At 52.6% G+C, this 17,215-nt stretch carries 16 protein-coding genes and 2 pseudogenes; all 18 read right to left on the bottom strand.

Translation table 11 applies throughout. The features are described from left to right. Positions 1 to 10: 10 nt before the first annotated feature. The 18 genes and pseudogenes from NE609_RS05065 to NE609_RS04980 all read right to left on the bottom strand — a co-directional run bounded on the left by NE609_RS05065 (position 11) and on the right by NE609_RS04980 (position 17,179). Positions 11 to 1,207 (bottom strand): hypothetical protein, encoded by a 1,197-nt coding sequence (locus NE609_RS05065; protein ID WP_110440155.1) that lies wholly within the window; start codon positions 1,205 to 1,207, stop codon positions 11 to 13. Further along, entirely contained in the window at positions 1,207 to 2,970 is a 1,764-nt protein-coding gene (locus NE609_RS05060; RefSeq protein ID WP_110441771.1) for a VirB4 family type IV secretion system protein, read from the bottom strand. The genes NE609_RS05065 and NE609_RS05060 overlap by 1 nt, the downstream gene beginning before the upstream one ends. A 96-nt stretch (positions 2,971 to 3,066) precedes the next feature. Then, positions 3,067 to 3,312 (bottom strand): hypothetical protein, encoded by a 246-nt coding sequence (locus NE609_RS05055; protein WP_110440154.1) that lies wholly within the window; start codon positions 3,310 to 3,312, stop codon positions 3,067 to 3,069. Between the two features lie 4 nt (positions 3,313 to 3,316). Further along, positions 3,317 to 3,904 (bottom strand): hypothetical protein, encoded by a 588-nt coding sequence (locus NE609_RS05050; protein WP_110440153.1) that lies wholly within the window; start codon positions 3,902 to 3,904, stop codon positions 3,317 to 3,319. After that, a complete protein-coding gene (locus NE609_RS05045; protein ID WP_110440152.1) occupies positions 3,901 to 4,164 on the bottom strand; it encodes a hypothetical protein in 264 nt (87 codons plus the stop codon). Before NE609_RS05045 ends, NE609_RS05050 begins: the two co-directional genes overlap by 4 nt. A 65-nt stretch (positions 4,165 to 4,229) precedes the next feature. Next, complete coding sequence (locus NE609_RS05040; protein ID WP_110440151.1) at positions 4,230 to 4,523, bottom strand: 4-oxalocrotonate tautomerase; 294 nt, start codon at positions 4,521 to 4,523, stop codon at positions 4,230 to 4,232. A 213-nt stretch (positions 4,524 to 4,736) separates the two neighbouring features. Further along, positions 4,737 to 6,239: a HipA domain-containing protein gene (locus NE609_RS05035; protein ID WP_256151928.1), complete on the bottom strand. Its 1,503-nt coding sequence runs from the start codon at positions 6,237 to 6,239 to the stop codon at positions 4,737 to 4,739. 64 nt (positions 6,240 to 6,303) lie between these two features. Beyond that, positions 6,304 to 6,747, bottom strand: a pseudogene (locus NE609_RS05030) (DNA cytosine methyltransferase); the annotation flags it as partial. A 132-nt stretch (positions 6,748 to 6,879) separates the two neighbouring features. Then, positions 6,880 to 7,281, bottom strand: coding sequence for a DUF6262 family protein (locus NE609_RS05025; RefSeq protein ID WP_256151926.1), 402 nt, complete (start codon positions 7,279 to 7,281; stop codon positions 6,880 to 6,882). Continuing rightward, positions 7,262 to 8,542 carry a site-specific integrase gene (locus NE609_RS05020; protein ID WP_256151925.1) on the bottom strand — a complete coding sequence of 427 codons (1,281 nt, stop codon included), beginning with the start codon at positions 8,540 to 8,542 and terminating at the stop codon, positions 7,262 to 7,264. Before NE609_RS05020 ends, NE609_RS05025 begins: the two co-directional genes overlap by 20 nt. 259 nt (positions 8,543 to 8,801) lie before the next feature. Beyond that, a complete protein-coding gene (locus tag NE609_RS05015; protein WP_256151924.1) occupies positions 8,802 to 10,619 on the bottom strand; it encodes a tyrosine-type recombinase/integrase in 1,818 nt (605 codons plus the stop codon). Continuing rightward, positions 10,612 to 11,763 carry a tyrosine-type recombinase/integrase gene (locus NE609_RS05010; RefSeq protein WP_256151923.1) on the bottom strand — a complete coding sequence of 384 codons (1,152 nt, stop codon included), beginning with the start codon at positions 11,761 to 11,763 and terminating at the stop codon, positions 10,612 to 10,614. The genes NE609_RS05015 and NE609_RS05010 overlap by 8 nt, the downstream gene beginning before the upstream one ends. Positions 11,764 to 11,878: 115 nt before the next feature. Further along, on the bottom strand, positions 11,879 to 12,946 hold the full coding sequence (locus tag NE609_RS17760) for a hypothetical protein (protein ID WP_370867138.1): 1,068 nt from the start codon (positions 12,944 to 12,946) through the stop codon (positions 11,879 to 11,881). A 42-nt stretch (positions 12,947 to 12,988) separates the two neighbouring features. Further along, positions 12,989 to 13,639, bottom strand: a pseudogene (locus NE609_RS05000) (DNA cytosine methyltransferase); the annotation flags it as partial. Then, positions 13,636 to 14,535, bottom strand: a complete 900-nt coding sequence (locus NE609_RS04995; protein WP_110440149.1) for a conjugal transfer protein TrbL family protein — start codon at positions 14,533 to 14,535, stop codon at positions 13,636 to 13,638. The gene NE609_RS04995 and the pseudogene NE609_RS05000, both read right to left, overlap by 4 nt. Positions 14,536 to 14,629: 94 nt before the next feature. After that, positions 14,630 to 15,055, bottom strand: coding sequence for a hypothetical protein (locus NE609_RS04990; RefSeq protein WP_110440148.1), 426 nt, complete (start codon positions 15,053 to 15,055; stop codon positions 14,630 to 14,632). A 10-nt stretch (positions 15,056 to 15,065) separates the two neighbouring features. Beyond that, positions 15,066 to 15,404 carry a DUF3852 domain-containing protein gene (locus NE609_RS04985; protein WP_110440147.1) on the bottom strand — a complete coding sequence of 113 codons (339 nt, stop codon included), beginning with the start codon at positions 15,402 to 15,404 and terminating at the stop codon, positions 15,066 to 15,068. A 14-nt stretch (positions 15,405 to 15,418) separates the two neighbouring features. Next, positions 15,419 to 17,179, bottom strand: a complete 1,761-nt coding sequence (locus NE609_RS04980; RefSeq protein ID WP_110440146.1) for a hypothetical protein — start codon at positions 17,177 to 17,179, stop codon at positions 15,419 to 15,421. Positions 17,180 to 17,215 lie beyond the last annotated feature (36 nt).

The raw sequence follows: 17,215 nt of genomic DNA, 5'->3' as shown, positions 1-17,215 counted from the left end.
TCGATCCTCCTCAGTCATAATTGATATACGGCACCTTCAGCCAGTGCGTCCAGCCGCGGCCCACCAGCTCCGTTTTGACGACACCATACCTTGTCCCCATAGCTTCGACGACCTGACCGCCGCCGATGTAAACACCGATGTGTCCCTCATGCCAAACCGCAAGGCCGGGAATGTCCGGCATTGTGCTAATGGGGCCGGATTCCCTGGCGTTATAGTACATCTGGTTTGCGCCGATATCCGGCATCCCATGGGTACCATAGTCGATGGTCATCGTTTCCGGGGACAGCCAGCTGTAGCCCTTGATGAGCCCTACGCAGTCGGCGGTCCTGCCGCCCAGCCAGTGACCACGGATGAAGTTCTCATGATTGCCAACACCGTCCGGGTATTGCGACACCTTGTAGGTGAGGAGTGACTCCGTCAGCATATTACCATAGGTGCCCCAGACATAGCCCCAGCTGGACTCCCATGCATGAACCGCATAGGTAACAAGATCGGCGGCATTCTTGGTAGTAGGATCTGTAAAGGTGGAGATGTCCAAGTCGATACTGCTTCCATCCCCGCGAAGGAACTCGCCGCTGTAGCTGCCGCCGCCTGCGGCACCGGCGATCATGGTATAGATGTGGTTGATGTTGCTCTTGTCATCCTCCGTGATCGTCCGGCCCAGCTCCGCTTCCAGATTGGCATACACCTGATATAGCGAAACCGGAACAGCGACGGTGTATTCTTCTTCTGTACTGGTGACCGTTCCGTCCTCGTTCTCAACTTCTACCGTGCGAGTACGGGTTTCCCAAGTGTAGAAGCACTCCACAAAGCGGTTTGCCGCCCGTCTGCCGGGAGCGTTCTCGCCAAAGCAGAGGGCATAAAAAACAGCCTTGACTCGGATCGGGTCAAGGCTGTTTCCGCCTTCCGTCCGCCCGTTGACGGAGGCGACCGCCGAATCCAGAAGAGAAAACGCGGAGCGCATCTCCTCAATATGATACCGGAATGCTGCGGGTACTTCTGTTGAGTAACTCACGCCATAGAAGGCTGCAGCTACCGCCTGGTTGTTGTGATCTGCACCGCCTGTGCCGATGGAGCACAGCGCGGCGATCAGGAGGATGACGGGCGAGAGAACAGCGACCAGCCCCCAGCCGATCCCTTTGCGGAGCTTCTCGTTGGAAAGGGCTGTCGCCGCGGCTTTGGCGATCATACCCGCGGTTACTGCCATCAGCGGCCACCCGCTGTGCCAAACAGCTTTTCCTTGTATGCAGGGGCGTGTACCTCCAGCAGATATCGCTCGTTGCCGCACTTGTACAGACACACGCCACGCTGGGGAAACTTGATGAGATTGTATTCCGCCTCATCCAGCTGGAGCATCTCCATATAGCTGCGCTTGTCGATGGAGCCTGCGTTGAACAGGAACTGGTGAGGCGGGATGCTGAATAGCGGCTTTGTCATCTCACGGATACCCTCCTGGTCAAAATCCTCCAGATTCTGACTTGCCAGCAGCATGGCAGATTCCTTTTTGCGGACACGCTTGAGGCAGTTTCGGATGTACTCAATGGCTGTGGGATTGGACAGCCAGATATACAGCTCGTCCAGCGCCGCCACGGTATTGCCCTCGGTCAGCAGCTTATCCGACAGGAACGACAGAATATTGAATAGCATGGCGTTGCGGACATTCTTCGCTGCGCCCAGCAGTCCTTTCACACCGAAAACGAGGAAGCGGCTGGAGGTGATGTTGGTGTGCCCATTGAAAAACTGCGCGTCCGCGCCCTTGCACATGGAGTGCAGCCCCAGCAGCACCTCACGCAGGATCTGCTCGGTGTAAAGCTGGTGGGCGGCCATGTCATAGCTTTTGTACTCCGCCTCGATCAGGTCATAGAGATCAGAGAGGATGGGATAGTCCTCCGAGCGCATACGGCGGAAATTGGTCCGCTCTGTGATGCCCCATTTTCCATACAGCTTGGAGAGCATGATCTCAATGGTGTCGATATGGGCATCCGAGAAATCCTTGTAGGCGCGGAAGAAGTCCTTGAGGAAGGAAATGTGCTGCGCCAGCAGGGTGCTTTTTCGGAAGGCTTCCGGGGCGGCTGTATCGTCCGGGTCGCCGCCGTCATCCCAACATTTCGGCTCCAGCACATTGATGATGTACTTACCGGCCATAAGGTCGGCAAAGCAGCCGCCGACAGCCTCGCACATTTCCTGCTGCTCATGCTCGGCATCCAGCGTGATAATTGATTTGCCGGACTCCAGCAGATTGAGGATGAGGAGCTTCATCAGATAGCTTTTCCCCTGACCGGAGTTGCCGAGGATAAGGATGTTGGCGGAAGTCTTGTCCTCGTCACGCTGGTCGAAGTCCACGAGGATGTTGCTGCCATACTTGTCCCGTCCGACATAGAAGCCCTTTGCGTCCGTTTTACCGCTGTAATTGAAGGGATAGAGATTTGCTACAGAGCTTGCCGGCAGGACACGCTCGAACTGCGCTCCGAAGGCATTGTATCCCACAGGGCTGGCGCAGCAGAAGCCCTGCTGCTGGCGGAGCAGGAGCCTGTCCACATTGAGTTTGCTTCGCACCAGCTCCGTCAGCACATCGGTCTGGAGCAGCTTGAGCGTGTTATGATCCGAAGCGGTCAGCTCAATGTAAACGGCACAGTGGAATAATGGCTCCTTGTTGCGGTGGCGGCTGCCCTCCATGGAGATCATGTCCTGCAGATTGCTTTCCGCCGTGATCGTCTGCTGCAGATCATTTGTGTTGGAGCTGCCCATGCGGTTTTTGTTGGCGGCATTCTGGATGATGCGCTTTTCCTCGGCAGGGGTGAGCTGCCTGGTATAGATACGCAGGGTGATCCCGTCCTTCTCGCCCAGATGCCGCAGCAGAGCCTGCTCGTCGGTCTGGGTAGGGTATTCCCGCAGAGCCCACACGCAGCGGAAGGTGTTGCCGCAGATGAAGTGGTCGGGATTAAACTGCACCACGGAGGGTGCGATCATATCCAGGAAGGATTTGATGCGGAGACCCTCATGGTTTTGGGATATGGTTTTTTTCACTTGTTTTTTCAATATGGCTGTTCCCCTTTCTGCATAGCTTTACATGGTAAGCTGTGAAAAACCCGGTGCTTCAAGCTGTCCTTCTCGGCGGTATGCGTGGCACATACGGTCGATGTAGCTTCGGATCATATCCTCTGGGTCCGTTTCAGCCGTGATCTCATCAGAGTGGATGCAGAAATCGTCGATCTGCTTGTCGTCCGATGCGCGGAACACTTGGCAGTAATAGCCGCCCTCGTTGGGTCCGCAGTCCTCCATGTAGTCGATGCGCAGGTGTCTATACTGCATACGCTCACTCTCCGAAAAGCACCCAGCGTTCGCCGTCGTGATCCTCGTACCGCTCGGTGGTCACGTTCTGCTCAAAGTAGACTCCCAGCATCCTTTTGAGATCCTCCTCGGTGGCACGACGGACGGTGAAGCCGTTATCCTTGATGCTTTTTTCGATGCGGGAGAGGTAGCTGAACACATCGGATTCCTTTTTACCCTGCAGCCGGACGAGGATATAGAACTCCCGGCTGGATGCCATGAGCACCTGAATACGATCCAGGTGCTTGCTGTCCTGCTCCAGTAGCTTTCGAATGACGGGCAGCTCCTCCTCGTTTGCCCGCTGGCGATAGAATGCCTTGTTGTTCTCAAAGGACTCCTTGGAATTTAACGCCAACATCTCGATCTCCGCCATACCCTTGACCACATTGAGCAGGGCATAGATCCTTGCGCCCACGCCGGCGTCCGGCAGAACGGAGATATTGGTGGGCTTGATGGCAAAGAACACCAGCTCCCCCATGCGGGTGGCGATGCCATAGTCGGTAATGACATCAATGCCCATGAGCTGCCGGGTGGACTGCTCACGGGCATCTTTCTTTTTCTGCTTTCTGCTCATGGGTCGAGCCTCCATTCGTAGTATTGTTGTTTTGTCAGCAGGAAGGCAGCGGCATAGCGGATGAAGTCCAGAATGCTGGTGCCCTCATGCCGGATCGTCAGGAAGGCGAAGACCGCCGTCACCACCAGCGGCAGGGCGATGCCGGTCTGGGTCAGCGCCAGGACAGAGAGAAGAAGCCCAACGCCGATGATGCCGATGTCCCGCAGCTCCCACAGCCACAGCGTGGCCTTTGCGGACAGGTTGTCCGGGTAAATGTACATGGCTGATTACCTCCAATGAGAATGAGGGAGGCCGCGGGTGTTCCCGCGCCTCCTATGATGAATGGTCACTCCGCTTCCGTGTCATCCAGCGCATTCTCGATGAGCTGGATGAGGAACTGCTTTTGCTTGAGGTTGCGGGCTGCCAGATATTCCTTCAGCCGCTCGAAGAGCTCTGCCGGGATCTGTACCGCCAAGGTGCGTTCTGCTTTCATGCTGATCTGTCCTCCTTCGAAGTGTTCGGTGAAGATGCGCTCCACATATTCCGCCAGAGTGTTCAGCTCCAGCTGTTCTTTTTCTGCCATGATTTTTCCGTGGAGCTCGGTGGATATCATGGCACAGAGGTTCTTTTTTCCCTCCATCGGTTCTGCTCCTTTCCTCGATTTTGCAAGCAAAGCATACCGGAAGAAGGCGCGGAAAGCTATTCACCAAGTCTAACGAAGAAGCATAGCAAAACAGAAGCGATACCACCAAAGCGGCTATGCCGTCCGCAGCCAACAGGCAAGGGAATGAAAAGATCAGCCGCCCTGCGATTCGCAAAGCGGCTGATCCATTGCTCTTACGCTGTATTTGCATTACAGCTCCATTTTTGGCGCGTAATCCGCGGCAACTTCCTCTCGGACATCGTCCTCGGTGGTATCGAGCTGCCGTGGCGTCTGCGTCATCGCAAGCTCCTGCAGATGACCGATCCGGCGCTGCACGCTTTCCGTGATCGCATGGATACGTCCCTCATCGATATAGTCGGCAGCTTCCTCGCAAGACAGTACGCTGGAGATCAGCTCGTCTACATCGGAGAGGCGATCAAAGTCGATCCAATCAAAATCGGTCACCAGCTTCAGCTGCTCGGCGTGGTGGTTTTTGAAGGGTTTGCAGATCACATCCTTTTCCGAGCGCATCTGACCGGGCATCTTATCATAGCCAAGGGAGGAGCCGCTGTCATAGATCGGAGCCATACCGAGCCATTCCAGCGTTTCCGCGTTTCGCAGTGCCCCAAAGTTATTGAAGTGGCGATCCTCGTTTGCGATGATATAGTCCAGCACCAGCATCCGGTCTAAAAACGGCGTAATGTTCCCGATGCCGAGCAGCTCGCAGCACTCCAATAGATGCCGGTATCGGGAGGCGCTGTTCTTCTGCTTTTTCGCCTGCAGCAGCCTCCACGCCGGGATCAACTCCGTATTCTCCGTAACAAAATCCTCACAGACCGAGTAGGGTGCATCCTTGCTCCAGATGACTGTATATGATACATGAGGAATGCCGAGCCGCTCCATGATGCCGGAGGCGATCACCTCGTTGAACGGCTGCTGCCGGAACGGATTGCTGCCGCCCTTGATCAGGCATCGCTTCCCATCGATGATCTTCCACCGCTTTTTCAGATTGCCGTCCGATGTGCTGTCGGGGGAGCTGAAATTGAGTGCGTCCTTCTTCTTTCTTTCTCCGAACAGCACATCCCCGATGTCCTCCGAGAAATCATTTTGGAAAAAGTTGATGTCCTCCCACCGAAGCTCCGCGCCTTCCGGACAGATCCAGTACTGATCCGAGAGGCTCAGCCCGTAGCAGCGGACGAGCAGCATTTTGGTGTCTGCCACCCCCAACGATTCCAGTGCTTCCCGCACACCGCTGCGGCTTGCCGGAATAGAGCGATCCCGCCACCAGTCGTTAAACGCCGCACGGTCGGCGATCTCGTTTCGCACAGGGATGCCGATAGGCAGATGCTCCGGTGCGTAGACACTGCCAATTTTTTGTATAAAGCCGGTCACATCGTCCAGCTCGAGCTCTGCCACGGGGGTTCGTTTATGCATAAAGGTGCATTTCATACCTGTCGCCTCATTTCGTCTGCTTTTCTGTGATTTCAGCATGCGCAGCTGCGCCTGCAGTTCCTTGCGCTTTTCGATTTTATCTGCCAGCGGCGCGATCTCACTGTCGTGCAGATAGCGGCTCTGCTTGACGCCGTTTTCCGACCACTGGTGATAGTAATAGACCTTTCCGCCGATGGTTTTTTTGGAAAGATACCCCTTCGGCAGTCCGGCGATCTGCTCGGTCAGTTCCGTGATGCGCCTTAGCTGCTCCCTGTTATCCATGTCTGTCACCTCGTCTTTCAGGGATATTATACCCCGACTTAACCCCTGTTGTCAACGCTGTGCTTCATAAAAGCGCGGCAGCGATGCGCGACATGATAAACTCCACGCAGGGTATCGCCACACTGTTGCCGAGGGCTTTGTAGCGGGCGGAGTCCGATGCGTTGGGGATGTCCGTCCAGCCGTCCGGGAAGCCCTGCAGTCTTTCACACTCCAGCGGAGTAAGACGACGGATGAGATGGGCACAGGCTTCTGCCTGTTGGCAAATCAGGTCGGTTGCGTCCTTGTACTGACGGGCACTCTGGGTACTTGCCACATCATTATGCCGAAAGTCATCCACACGCTGGCGGCTGTAGACCGCGTGGCGGTCTGTGGCGGTCAAAGTATACGCCAAGTCATCCTGACAGCCAAGACCGTTGCCGCCGTTCTGCGGCTGCCGGTCGACCGTATTGCCTGCAATGCAGATGGCATCTGCCTCCTGCTCGACCAGCGGCACGTTGTTGCCGCCCGTTTTTCTTATCTTTTCTGTTGACACGATTACATTCTCCTTTCTGTTGTGTCCTTGCTTGTGGGACAAATTTTTTATATAATAAATAGCACGATGAAAACATTCCGGTTCACATCGTGCTATCATTACATTTGTTTAGAAAAGTTCCTCGCCCTGCGCTGCAGCCTTGTGCGTGAGGATATGTACTTTTCCACGCAGAAGTTCGACCTCGTAACGCAACTGCTCGTTTTCACGGAGAAGCCGTTGGATATAACCGTTCTTTTCCGCAATCAACCTATCCATCCTGCGTGTGCTTTCGGCACCTGCGGTTTTCTCAGGAGTTTGTGTTTGAATGATTCCGTATTCTACCAGCACTTCGCGAATATGAGGTTTGGCAAAAACGGAACGGGACAGACCGGTTACGCTTATCAGATCCTTGATTTTGATATTGTAGCCTTGGGACTCCAAGACAAGAATTGCTTGTGTTACCATTTCTACGGTGTCCTTGCGAGTTTTCTCCTGCCGCTGGACGAGGGATTTAGGTATTGTTCGCTTCATTTCTCTGCACATCCGTTTCAATTGATTTTAGTATGGATTCAAACAGGCCCGCATTTCTTTTCGCATTTTCACAAATGATTGGAAATGCCGAAAAACGTACTTGTTTTTCACGCCAAAGAGCTATCTGTTCGCGATAGTATTCTGTTTGTTCTGTATCGGCCACAAATGCCTTACATTCAAGGCAATTCCACATATCACTTTTGCAAGTTGTAATATCGCTGCATATACCCCCACGGACGCGATGGGCTCTGAGGTTTTTCATCAGCCGCTGTTCCATTTGCTCATCCATATTAAGGATTCGTCCGCCAAATAGCACATACCGTTTATCCGATTCTTGCCGTTCAGCTAATACATAATTCTGCTTTTCACGGATCGTTTCTGGCATAAGATTCAAATGCGCATAGGCGTTAAAGATCATGGCATCTCCGTGATGGCCTGTCATCTCAGCTATCTGGGCAGCGGTGAAACCGGCTGCCAAACGATCTGTGATGCCGTTATGGCGAAACTGGTGCGTTGTCACCACATAGACATTTCCCGTTTCATCCGAAATGTTGTAACGACGGCATATCTTTCGAAAATGGTCGTTGACAGTAAATATTGATGCCACAAAGCAGAGTTTGGTAGAATATGTGGGTTTTCCTTTACGGCAATAACTCTGTCGGTATGAAAACAGCATTCCTTTTTTATCTTCTGGCAGAAACTCCTGGATCTGACGCGCCGTTTCCTGCTGCTCTTTTATTAGTCCTATAAGGTATCCAGCAATTCCTTTGTCCTCCAGGTGAATACTTCGTATGGCTGGTTGCTGCCAACCCCCATTCTGCTTCCATGTGGGAATAAACAAAACATACTGTCCGTTAAACCTTTTTAGACAATCTATCTTCATGCCAAGGATTTCTCCGATACGCGAAGGTATTAGCCTTAGCAACCAATAGACGCACCGAAGATAGAGCGCGATCTCATCGTTCTTAAATGCAGTATCTAATTGAATCGCAATTGATTCTGGAATATACTTTGCATCGTACCTGCGTTGGTGGCGATAAGGGGATACAGAAAATGGATTCTTACTCCTTGCACCATCAATATCATTCATCGTTTCAAAAAATATGCTCAATGATGACCAGATCCCAATGCGGGTCGCTTCTGCAAACTCCGTTTTCTCAAGGTAATGATAGAAGTCGGCCACGGCAAATTCATCGCAACCGCTCAACGGCAAGGTGCCTTTATCAAGCGACCAGAAATCAAAAAATCGGATGAGATCCATCACATACGACTTGACGGTAGATATCTTTTCCCTCGTATAAGGCTGATGGCGGCAAAGCTCTTTACTGTTTCTCTGTGTAGTGCCGGAATCCTGTCAAAGTACAATGTGAACATACAACTTCTTTCTGCTGGACTGCGGCGCAAATTACTGCACACCCACTTGTTTTCGTGAAAGTGTATATTGGAGCCAAGTTGTTCGACAAAGCAGATATATTCTTTTAACTTTGCTGCACTATAGTTTTCAGCAATGACAGCACTGCTCATATACAACCTTCTTTCTCAATCATATTTACGACGCTTTGGTAGGACTCCAACAGGCGGTATTCTTGTTTGTACTCCAGGTATTCTGAATAATCCGTAATGCGCTCCGACTTATATACCTCTGCCAGCCGGTCTAAAAGTTTCTCCTGTTCCTGTAGAAGACCTTTCCAATATGGAAGATACTGTTTTCCAGTGCATAAGTTGCGGCAATTCACACAATTATAAAGGCTGCATCGGTCCGCGCACGGCCCATCTGCCACCTTCCGAACACAAAATCCAAGTTCCACACGTCGTTGACCAAGGCAAAAATCCGTGTACAGGAGCCTACGTTCTTCTTGCGTATAATTTTCAAGCTGTTCGCCGGTCATGATTAACTCAAACTTGCTTCTGAAAAATTCAGTATTTAGCTCCGCCAGTTTTTTCTTACGAACTTCAGCATAATATTTCGCCGCCGTGTCGCTGCATAAGTGCCCCAGCCAATAAGCTAATTCAACAGTAGTCGCTCCGTTTTCAATTAACCTAACAGCCAGGGTTTTACGGAATTGTTTAATGGTGAAGTGCCAGAGTTCTCCATTTTCGTCGCATATATCATACTTTCTGATAATCCCACGGATGCATTTGACAAATGGTTGAGAGTCAATAACTGCTCTCTCATACCCATACCTTCTGCTTCGGAAAATATACGATGTCCCCGCTATTTTTCTTTCCTCAGCATCCTCAATGATATGTTGAGAAAGCCTTCCAGCTATATCTTTGGGTATCATGATCCTGTGGTAGTCCCCAGCTCCGCGTCGATGTCTTGCACTTAGTGTTTTATGCGGAATATATTTCAGTTGGCAGACATTAGGGTATCGAGATTCTTCAATGCAGTCTTCTTCAAGAAGGTACACTTCTTTCAATCTCAGTCCTGTATTCATGAATAAATCGTATAGCAGCCTGTATTGACAGGGCATTTCTTCTCGATGCAAGTCCAATTGCTCCACCACTTCTTCCGGAATGATTTCGGTAGGTGTGTTAAACTGGCGAAGATTGTGAAATGTAACAATATCAAACGGATTGGTGCGCGGCCTTGGCGCTCTAATTTGTGTGTCCCGTTCAGTGCTCATGAGGTAACACATGATCCGTTTTAGACCGTTTACGGATTTTGCAATGTAATATTGAGACAATGGTTCTCCATCATTTTTCCGCATTGCTTCAAGGGCTAAAACCAGTGTCCTGATGTGACCTTCCGTTATATCCGCAAAATATATGACCTCCGGCGCAATATCTGCGAGTGTGTTGATTGCCAGCTTACACGCATCAAAAAGAGGCACATAAACTTTCCCTCTTTGTTCAAATAGATAACAGAAATAATATTTCACCTCAGACCGCAGAGAAGGCCGTTTGATGGCTGTGAAATCAAGCCGTTTGAGCCGTAATACATTCCCATACGGCTCATATAACTTCCAAACATCACGGTAAGGTGTCACTTCTGTAGAATTACCTGCAACGAAAAGTTTCCGTTGGATAATACGTTCCTGCTCCACAGCCTTAAGAAGCATTTCCTTGAATGCTGGATCATATAGCGACAGAGAAGACATTTCGTAATGGAACATTGAAAGCAACAATGCACTATGGGATATCTGTTCTCGCTTCTGGGTAATGGCAGAGGCCATCCTCTGCAAATATGTTTCCAGTAAGCGTATGTCTTTAAGCATATACTCTATCGCAGCAACAACCCCTGCACATCTGGATATTTTTGACAAACTGTGTCCCGTAAGCATGGCCTCTCTTGCGGCTTCGCATTGTTCAGCAGTGAGCGGCTTTGCTTTACTCATTTTCCTCACCACCCCTATGCAGCTTTTCCATGACTGACTTTGCTATGATGGGATTATTATGATTCCTGTAATGATCGATAGATGAAAAGCTCCTCCAGCCGAGGCTTTCCATGATAATGCCATCGGTAATATTGTCTTCTGGATGGAGGGACTGATGTTCAAGAAATTCCATAACTTTTGTGCTGCGCCCATTGTGGGTTCGTATTTTCGCCGCATCGAGCCCGGCACGAGTGGCACACCGCTTTAATATCTTTAGGTAATTATGATAAGACATAGGCAGGCCTTGTCTTTTTCCGGAGTTCAGATTTATAAATAAATACTGACTGAGTTTGCCGCTCTCACTCTCGGCATCCGCCCTTTCAGTCTGGATGTACTTGTCTATAACCTCGCAGGTTTTCTTGGGGAGGGCAACAAGCCTGAGTTTATTTTCTCCATTTCTGGCATTAGCTCGTCCCTTTGACCTTGTTGGCTGTACAAGCTGTTCTATGGCATCATAACTGTCAAGCGTAACGCTAAGAACCTCATCGATTCGAAATCCCTCGAAGGTGAGGCGCAACACCGCTTCATCCCGCAGAGTATTGAAGTTTCTACATAGCAATTCTTTTGTTGCTTTGTCGTACCATTTGGTGTAATCACGACTGGACTTAAGCCTGGCAGCATATCCGTCAATCAAATATCTATACTCCCGTGAATAGATTTGTCCATACAGAAAAGAGCAATTCGCCTGTACGGATTTTTTCTTCCAAAGCATCTCTGTCTGTCGCATATCATCCAGCCAGCCATAAAAACCCGTGATGACTGTGACATACTTTGTTAATGTTGAATATCCCACCGATGACTGTAGTGATAGTACTTTTTCGTCCGCCAAGTTACCAAATACGAGTTCATGTAAGAACTCTCGCACATGGTGATTTGTCGCATTTTCGTATGTGACCTTTCTTGAATCCAACCAGTTCAAAAACGCTACAAGCTTCTTTGCATATTCCTTTCCAGTGCTCGTCTTTCGTATGCTTTTCAGTTCGAGCCATTGGTTGCCAGGGAAAAACGGCATATAATTTTTCGTAATCATATACCGTGTATAATTGGTACTGGCATCCGTCTCGAAACGAAAAACAACTACACGAAATGTTTTTTCTTCCCGCATTATTTTCCTCCTGTTACAATTCACTTGGACTAATCGCCCAAATGCATTATAAAGGTTTCTCTCACAAAACACGATATGGGGGGGACACTCTTACCAGTGTCCCTCCTCTGCATTGTCAATCGTGTGAATCTGTATCGTGTGCACGAGGTTCAGAAAAGCCCGTGCCGTATCGTGCGGACATGGTAGGGGCTACCTTGTGCGGGCCGGTGTAGCGGCTGTCGATGCCGTGATTTTCATATACGAGAGGCTGGTGTCCATGCTCCTGCGCCCGCAGCGTGCCGGATATATTTTCAGAGCAATTCATCACGCTGCCACCCTGGTCGTTGAGGCACAAAACCGACGGCATACAGTTCCCTCCGGGGCTGCCCTTGAGTGTGGGAGCAACCGATTCGTTGTATCCAATGCCGCCCGCGCTGGAACCTGCCCCGGCAGAAAAACCAGCCACGAAGGTCTGCTGTTTCATTCCCGGACTTGCTTGCAACGCGCCCGCTACATCATGCAGGTCGCGCACCTCGTCCCGCTGATTGGCGGCAAAGGCCATGACTCCGTTTCTGCCGGTGGACATCCCACAGTTGACGCCGAGCGTGGCCGCCACATCGCCGGTCAGGTCGCCGTTGTAGCCGTCAAAGCCCTCCACAGCATCGTCCGGCTGCGTCACGAAGGTCTGCATCTGCATATTCGTCGTTGCCAACAATGCGCCTGACACGCCGTGCAGGTCGATGCCCTCGTCTCGCTGGTTGATGTGGTACGCTTCTAATCCTGTGGGCTGTCCGTCCGGGCGCATGAGCCCCGCTTGGATTTTTAGGGCACGCTCCAGCTTCTTCGGCAGCTCCTTGCCGCGCTCAAAGGCTCGGCGCAGGATGCCAATGCAGGCGACTTTCGACAGATAATACTTTTGCGCCGGGTTTGCCTCCAGTATGCCGGAGAGCGGGACTCGGATCGGAATACGGGGGGCAGCCCCGGTATTGAGGGGGCGTTTCCCTTTACGCCATGGAGATCGGAGCTCCCAGTGGCGCTGCCCGAAGAGGTCGACAGAACCGGATACCAGATCCAGGTGGAAATACGGGATCGAAATCAGTTCGGAGTCCGGTTTGCCCGGTCTGCGCTTGGGCGGAGCCCCGGTCCTTTCGGCTGCTTCCAATTCAAGCATCATCAGCTGCCCGTTTGCATCGAATCGGTACATCTATGTGACCTCCTTCCCGCAGTTTCCCGTTTCGCCAAATACATCAAATAATAGCTGCGGCGCAAGCGGTCCGGCGAAGTCAGCAAGGAGAAAAATACGCTTGCGACGCTGCGCGACGCCCCAAAATTGAGCGTCAAGACAGCGCCATGCAAGAGAAAACGCACCGCCTGCCGTGAGCTCACCGGCGTCAGGCCATCCGTAAGGATAGGGGCTTGGGATAAGCTCATTGGGAAAGCAGATCCGCACGATCTCCTCCATCACGATCCGAAAATCCTCGTACTTCGGGGTTCCGCTCGAAAAAGCACCCGGCACATTCTCCCAACACATCCAGCGCGGCCGTATGTTGACACCCTCCTGACCACGGGCTTTCTCTGCCAACCGCATTTCGCGCACGATGCGCATCTGCTCCATAAAAAGGCCGGAACGCGCCCCCGCAAGACCTGCCCTTGCGCCGGCAACAGACAAATCCTGGCATGGGCTGCCCCCGCAGATGATGTCCACGGGCGGCAGCTCTGCGCCATTCAGCTTTGTGATGTCGCCCACATGAACCATATCGGGGAAGCGCAGCTTTGTCACCTCAATGGGAAAGGCTTCGATCTCCGATGCCCACACCGGCGTGATGCCACTGCGGATCGCGGCCAAAGGGAATCCACCGATTCCATCGAACAAGCTGCCCATCGTCAGTCTGCTCATTTCGCCACCGCCTGTACGACCGTGCGCGTGGTGTTGACGGCGGCCTGTGCGGTATAGACAGCACTCATGAGGTTTGCCTTGGTGGAGGTATCCAGTCCAAAGGCTCCGGCGATACGGGGGATCTCGCCGGCAGAGAGCATGAGGCCAAGCCCTAACAGGGCATGATCCTTGAACACCATAAGTCCGGCGACAAGGATCGTCGCCTGCAAGAACGCCGACAGGCATAAGCCGATGATCTGCTTGCACCATTGGATAAAGCCGTCCGTATATCCGCGAGGGACACTGAACATATAGAGGCTTCCCACGGCGATCTGGATGAGCAGGATGCCGCCGCGCTTCAGATTGGCGAAGAAAACCTTGACGACGGCATAAGCCATGAGGATAAGGCAGAACAGGATCATGATCCCGCTGGTAATGCTGCCGAAGCCCAGCAGCGGCCCTGCCGTCAGGTCGGATATCGATTCCACGGCGTTGAACTCCTGCATGACCTCTCCGGCCACATCCCCGATAGAAGTCCCATAGCCGGTGAGCGCCGCGGTGAAGGTCCCCTGCAGCGAAACGCACAGCTCATAAAGCCGGACCGGAACAACGGTGAAGAGGCTGACAGCCATAAAGCCCTTGATGGCATTGAGGGCGGTCTCACGGATATTGCCGCGGCCGCTGGAATACTCCACGCCGGTTTCAAAGCAGGCCACCACCAGCCCTGTGCCGTAGAGTGCCCATGCCAAATAAGAGAAGAACAGCACGATGCTCTGCACCCAATCCATGGTGAAGAGCTCCGCGCCCATGTTTCCCATCTCTGCGAAGAAGTTGCCGAGAAAGCCTACGATCTGACTGTAGAACCAGTCCACGATCTGGCCTAACACCTTGGCGGCAACAAAATCCCAAATGAACATTGATCGGTTTCACCTCCTCCGGGTGAAGCCGTACCAACTGCTTGGGATATGGCAAAGGCCGTACAGTTGGTACGGCCTTTAAATCACACTTTTGTTACATTGTCTGCTCCCACGCCCGGTCAGCGGACTGGCTCATATCCTGAAATACCTCCAGATAGTCTGACACCGCATCGGACAGCACCGCATAGTCCTGCCGGGTGGGGTGATACACATACCAGCTCACCTTTCCATAGTCATCCCAAATGTGCGGCTCCACGCCGTTTCGGAAATTGGGATTTGAGGTCATCTTTGTCCCCAGCAGATCCGAGAAGCGCAGGCGCAGGGCATCCACCTGTCCTTCGCTGCGGTTGAGGATCGTCAGCTGCAGGGCATTGTACTGATTGGAGACGATTCCAGTGACAAATTGGATCTTTGCCCGGTTCATATCGCTCAGACGCACATAGCAGGCTCTGCCTACATAAGTAGCGTCGGGGTACCGTTCTCCGATGATCTTCCGAAGCTCCTGTTCGTAAAAAGACATTGCCTATACCTCAAATTCCGATGATCTGCCAGATGTACAGCGGAGCCGTCAATGTGAACACCAGGCAGGCGAACAGGATGGCGGGAGCTGTCCACTCGAACTGGCCGCTTTTTCTGAAGTCGAAATAGGCCGTCCCCAACTTGGCGAAGAAGAATACCGCCAGGATCAGGTCGATGGCGGGAAAAACCACATTGTTCACCACGGTCTTGATCTGACCGGAGGCCGTTTTCCAGGTGCTCTCCACGGCGCTGGCTACATCGCCTGTGCCGGCAGCGAAGGCCGTGGCGGAAAAAGCACAGCACAGAAGCAGCACAAGGGCGGTCAGAATCAGGATTCTCTTTTTTCTCATAAGTTCCTCCGTTTCTATCGTTGTTTTGCGGGAGCAATATGCCACTCCTCCCAAAGATTCCCCCGGATGGTGACGCTGTCCGTCAGGTTCATGGAGAGCATTCCTGCCGGCGTCCAGCAATCCAGAAGCCATGTGTAGGGCGTATAGCTGCCGTCCGGGTACCAAATGGGCGTGAAGTGGGTGCGGCGGTTGTAGGTGCTGTAGGGATTGGCTTTGAATTGGAAGGTCGTGCTTCGCCCGGAGATTTCTGCCTCCAGCAGCCGCCAATAGTTCTCATAGCCAAACTCCGGGAAATAGGTCACGGCATTCTGCGCTGCCGTCACCGCCGCACTCTGATTTGTGGTGACTTTTGCGGTCACCTTCTCCTGAACGCCATAGCCGCTTTTCAGCGTGGATGCGGTCGCCGTGGGGCTCTTCTCGTCCGGCGTGATGCGCATGGATGCAGTCAGGCTTGCGGAGTAGCCGTTGTAGTCAAACTCCCACCAGCCATGATCCTCCCACCAGCCGTTATCCACCCAATGGTACCAGCGGTCCCTGTGGGTCTTGCCGTCCGCATCCGTCCAGCGGTCTGTGTGCCAGCATTTCTGCCAGTTTTCTACCCACTCCCAATTCTCCTGCCACCACGGTGACCAGATGCCCCAGGACGCCGAAGTCACCTGCTCCTTTTCGAGAACAGACGCCGGCCTGAAGCCGTTGTTGCGGTCATCCGCCAGGGGATTGGGAGGGTCGTTGCCGTCCAGATCCACGATATTACAGGTGATGGTACCCTGTGCCGAGCCGCCGCCGTACACGCTGACGGAAATCGTTATGACGCAGGGTTCCGCGGGAGTTCGCCAGCGCACCCATGCCAGCTGGCTGTCGCCGTCCGGGTAGTAGACATTGCTGACAGTGTAAGTCCTGCCCTGAATGTTAAAGCGTACCGATACAGGGTTGTCCGGGTCAGACTGGCCACCGCGCACCTCCACGGAGGTGATAACTTCTGTGTTGACGCGGTATTCGTAGTCATATTCGCCGGGATCGGGCGGCGTGGTCACCTCGTTGAAGCGGACGATGCCAATACCAAGAGAGGAGATGATGTCGCCGTTGGACGCCTTATCCGTGCGGCTGCCGGACCATGCGGCGTAGCCGAGATCCGCTTCCTCCAGAAAAATCGCCAGCGGCAGATTTTTATGGGTGAGCGTACCCAGCTTCTTTCTGAGATCGCCGTTGACGACCTGGTCATACAGAGCCGCTTCCGTGGCGGTCATGGCGAACTGCTGACCGTTGTAGCAGAGATAGGCCAGCGGCTCCACCACGATTCTGTAATCTCCACTGATAAGCAAATCAAAGTCGATTCCCACATATCCGGCAATCGCTCGGATGACCTGTTCATCGGTGAAATAGCTGCGAGTCGCGGCGATGCTGGCCTTACTGCTGCCGGTGGAGATGATCTTGGGCAGCTTCTGCGTTGGCTGCACGCAGACATAGCCACCCACCGCGGGAGATAAGGTTCTCCCAGTATTATAGGAGAGCTTGGACACTTTTCCGAAATGAGCAATGTTTGCGTTGGGCTTCTGATTGCTCCAATCCACCACACTTCCAATAACTGCTCTGTTGTCAGCATGAACGACAGATAATCTCACTCCGTCCATGCCGGGATTCCAGTAGTTGGTCTTTGTGCCGTCCCCCATGCCGCTGCCGCCGCTGTCCATGTTACCGTCCCCTGTGGCATAGGCAGGAATAGCGGCGGATATCGCTATCACCAATGCCAGCAGCAGGGATATGATCCTTTTCATACGCATTCCTCCAGTTGTGAAGATAAAAAGAGACAC

Source organism: Anaerotruncus sp. DFI.9.16, from assembly GCF_024461615.1.
In the GTDB taxonomy this organism is placed as follows: domain Bacteria; phylum Bacillota; class Clostridia; order Oscillospirales; family Ruminococcaceae; genus Anaerotruncus; species Anaerotruncus massiliensis.
The sequence above is the reverse complement of the archived record's forward strand: the minus strand, read 5'-3'. Positions and strand labels throughout refer to the sequence as shown.

What these genes read in the sequence shown, in the direction of transcription:
- NE609_RS05015 (WP_256151924.1), bottom strand. Translation starts at nt 10,619, where the DNA reads ATGAGTAAAGCAAAGCCGCTCACTGCTGAACAATGCGAAGCCGCAAGA.
- NE609_RS05060 (WP_110441771.1), bottom strand. Translation starts at nt 2,970, where the DNA reads ATGATCGCACCCTCCGTGGTGCAGTTTAATCCCGACCACTTCATCTGC.
- NE609_RS05065 (WP_110440155.1), bottom strand. Translation starts at nt 1,207, where the DNA reads ATGGCAGTAACCGCGGGTATGATCGCCAAAGCCGCGGCGACAGCCCTT.
- NE609_RS05050 (WP_110440153.1), bottom strand. Translation starts at nt 3,904, where the DNA reads ATGAGCAGAAAGCAGAAAAAGAAAGATGCCCGTGAGCAGTCCACCCGG.
- NE609_RS05055 (WP_110440154.1), bottom strand. Translation starts at nt 3,312, where the DNA reads ATGCAGTATAGACACCTGCGCATCGACTACATGGAGGACTGCGGACCC.
- NE609_RS05010 (WP_256151923.1), bottom strand. Translation starts at nt 11,763, where the DNA reads ATGCGGGAAGAAAAAACATTTCGTGTAGTTGTTTTTCGTTTCGAGACG.
- NE609_RS05035 (WP_256151928.1), bottom strand. Translation starts at nt 6,239, where the DNA reads ATGGATAACAGGGAGCAGCTAAGGCGCATCACGGAACTGACCGAGCAG.
- NE609_RS05025 (WP_256151926.1), bottom strand. Translation starts at nt 7,281, where the DNA reads ATGAAGCGAACAATACCTAAATCCCTCGTCCAGCGGCAGGAGAAAACT.
- NE609_RS17760 (WP_370867138.1), bottom strand. Translation starts at nt 12,946, where the DNA reads ATGTACCGATTCGATGCAAACGGGCAGCTGATGATGCTTGAATTGGAA.
- NE609_RS04990 (WP_110440148.1), bottom strand. Translation starts at nt 15,055, where the DNA reads ATGTCTTTTTACGAACAGGAGCTTCGGAAGATCATCGGAGAACGGTAC.
- NE609_RS04980 (WP_110440146.1), bottom strand. Translation starts at nt 17,179, where the DNA reads ATGAAAAGGATCATATCCCTGCTGCTGGCATTGGTGATAGCGATATCC.
- NE609_RS04985 (WP_110440147.1), bottom strand. Translation starts at nt 15,404, where the DNA reads ATGAGAAAAAAGAGAATCCTGATTCTGACCGCCCTTGTGCTGCTTCTG.
- NE609_RS04995 (WP_110440149.1), bottom strand. Translation starts at nt 14,535, where the DNA reads ATGTTCATTTGGGATTTTGTTGCCGCCAAGGTGTTAGGCCAGATCGTG.
- NE609_RS05020 (WP_256151925.1), bottom strand. Translation starts at nt 8,542, where the DNA reads ATGGATCTCATCCGATTTTTTGATTTCTGGTCGCTTGATAAAGGCACC.
- NE609_RS05040 (WP_110440151.1), bottom strand. Translation starts at nt 4,523, where the DNA reads ATGGAGGGAAAAAAGAACCTCTGTGCCATGATATCCACCGAGCTCCAC.
- NE609_RS05045 (WP_110440152.1), bottom strand. Translation starts at nt 4,164, where the DNA reads ATGTACATTTACCCGGACAACCTGTCCGCAAAGGCCACGCTGTGGCTG.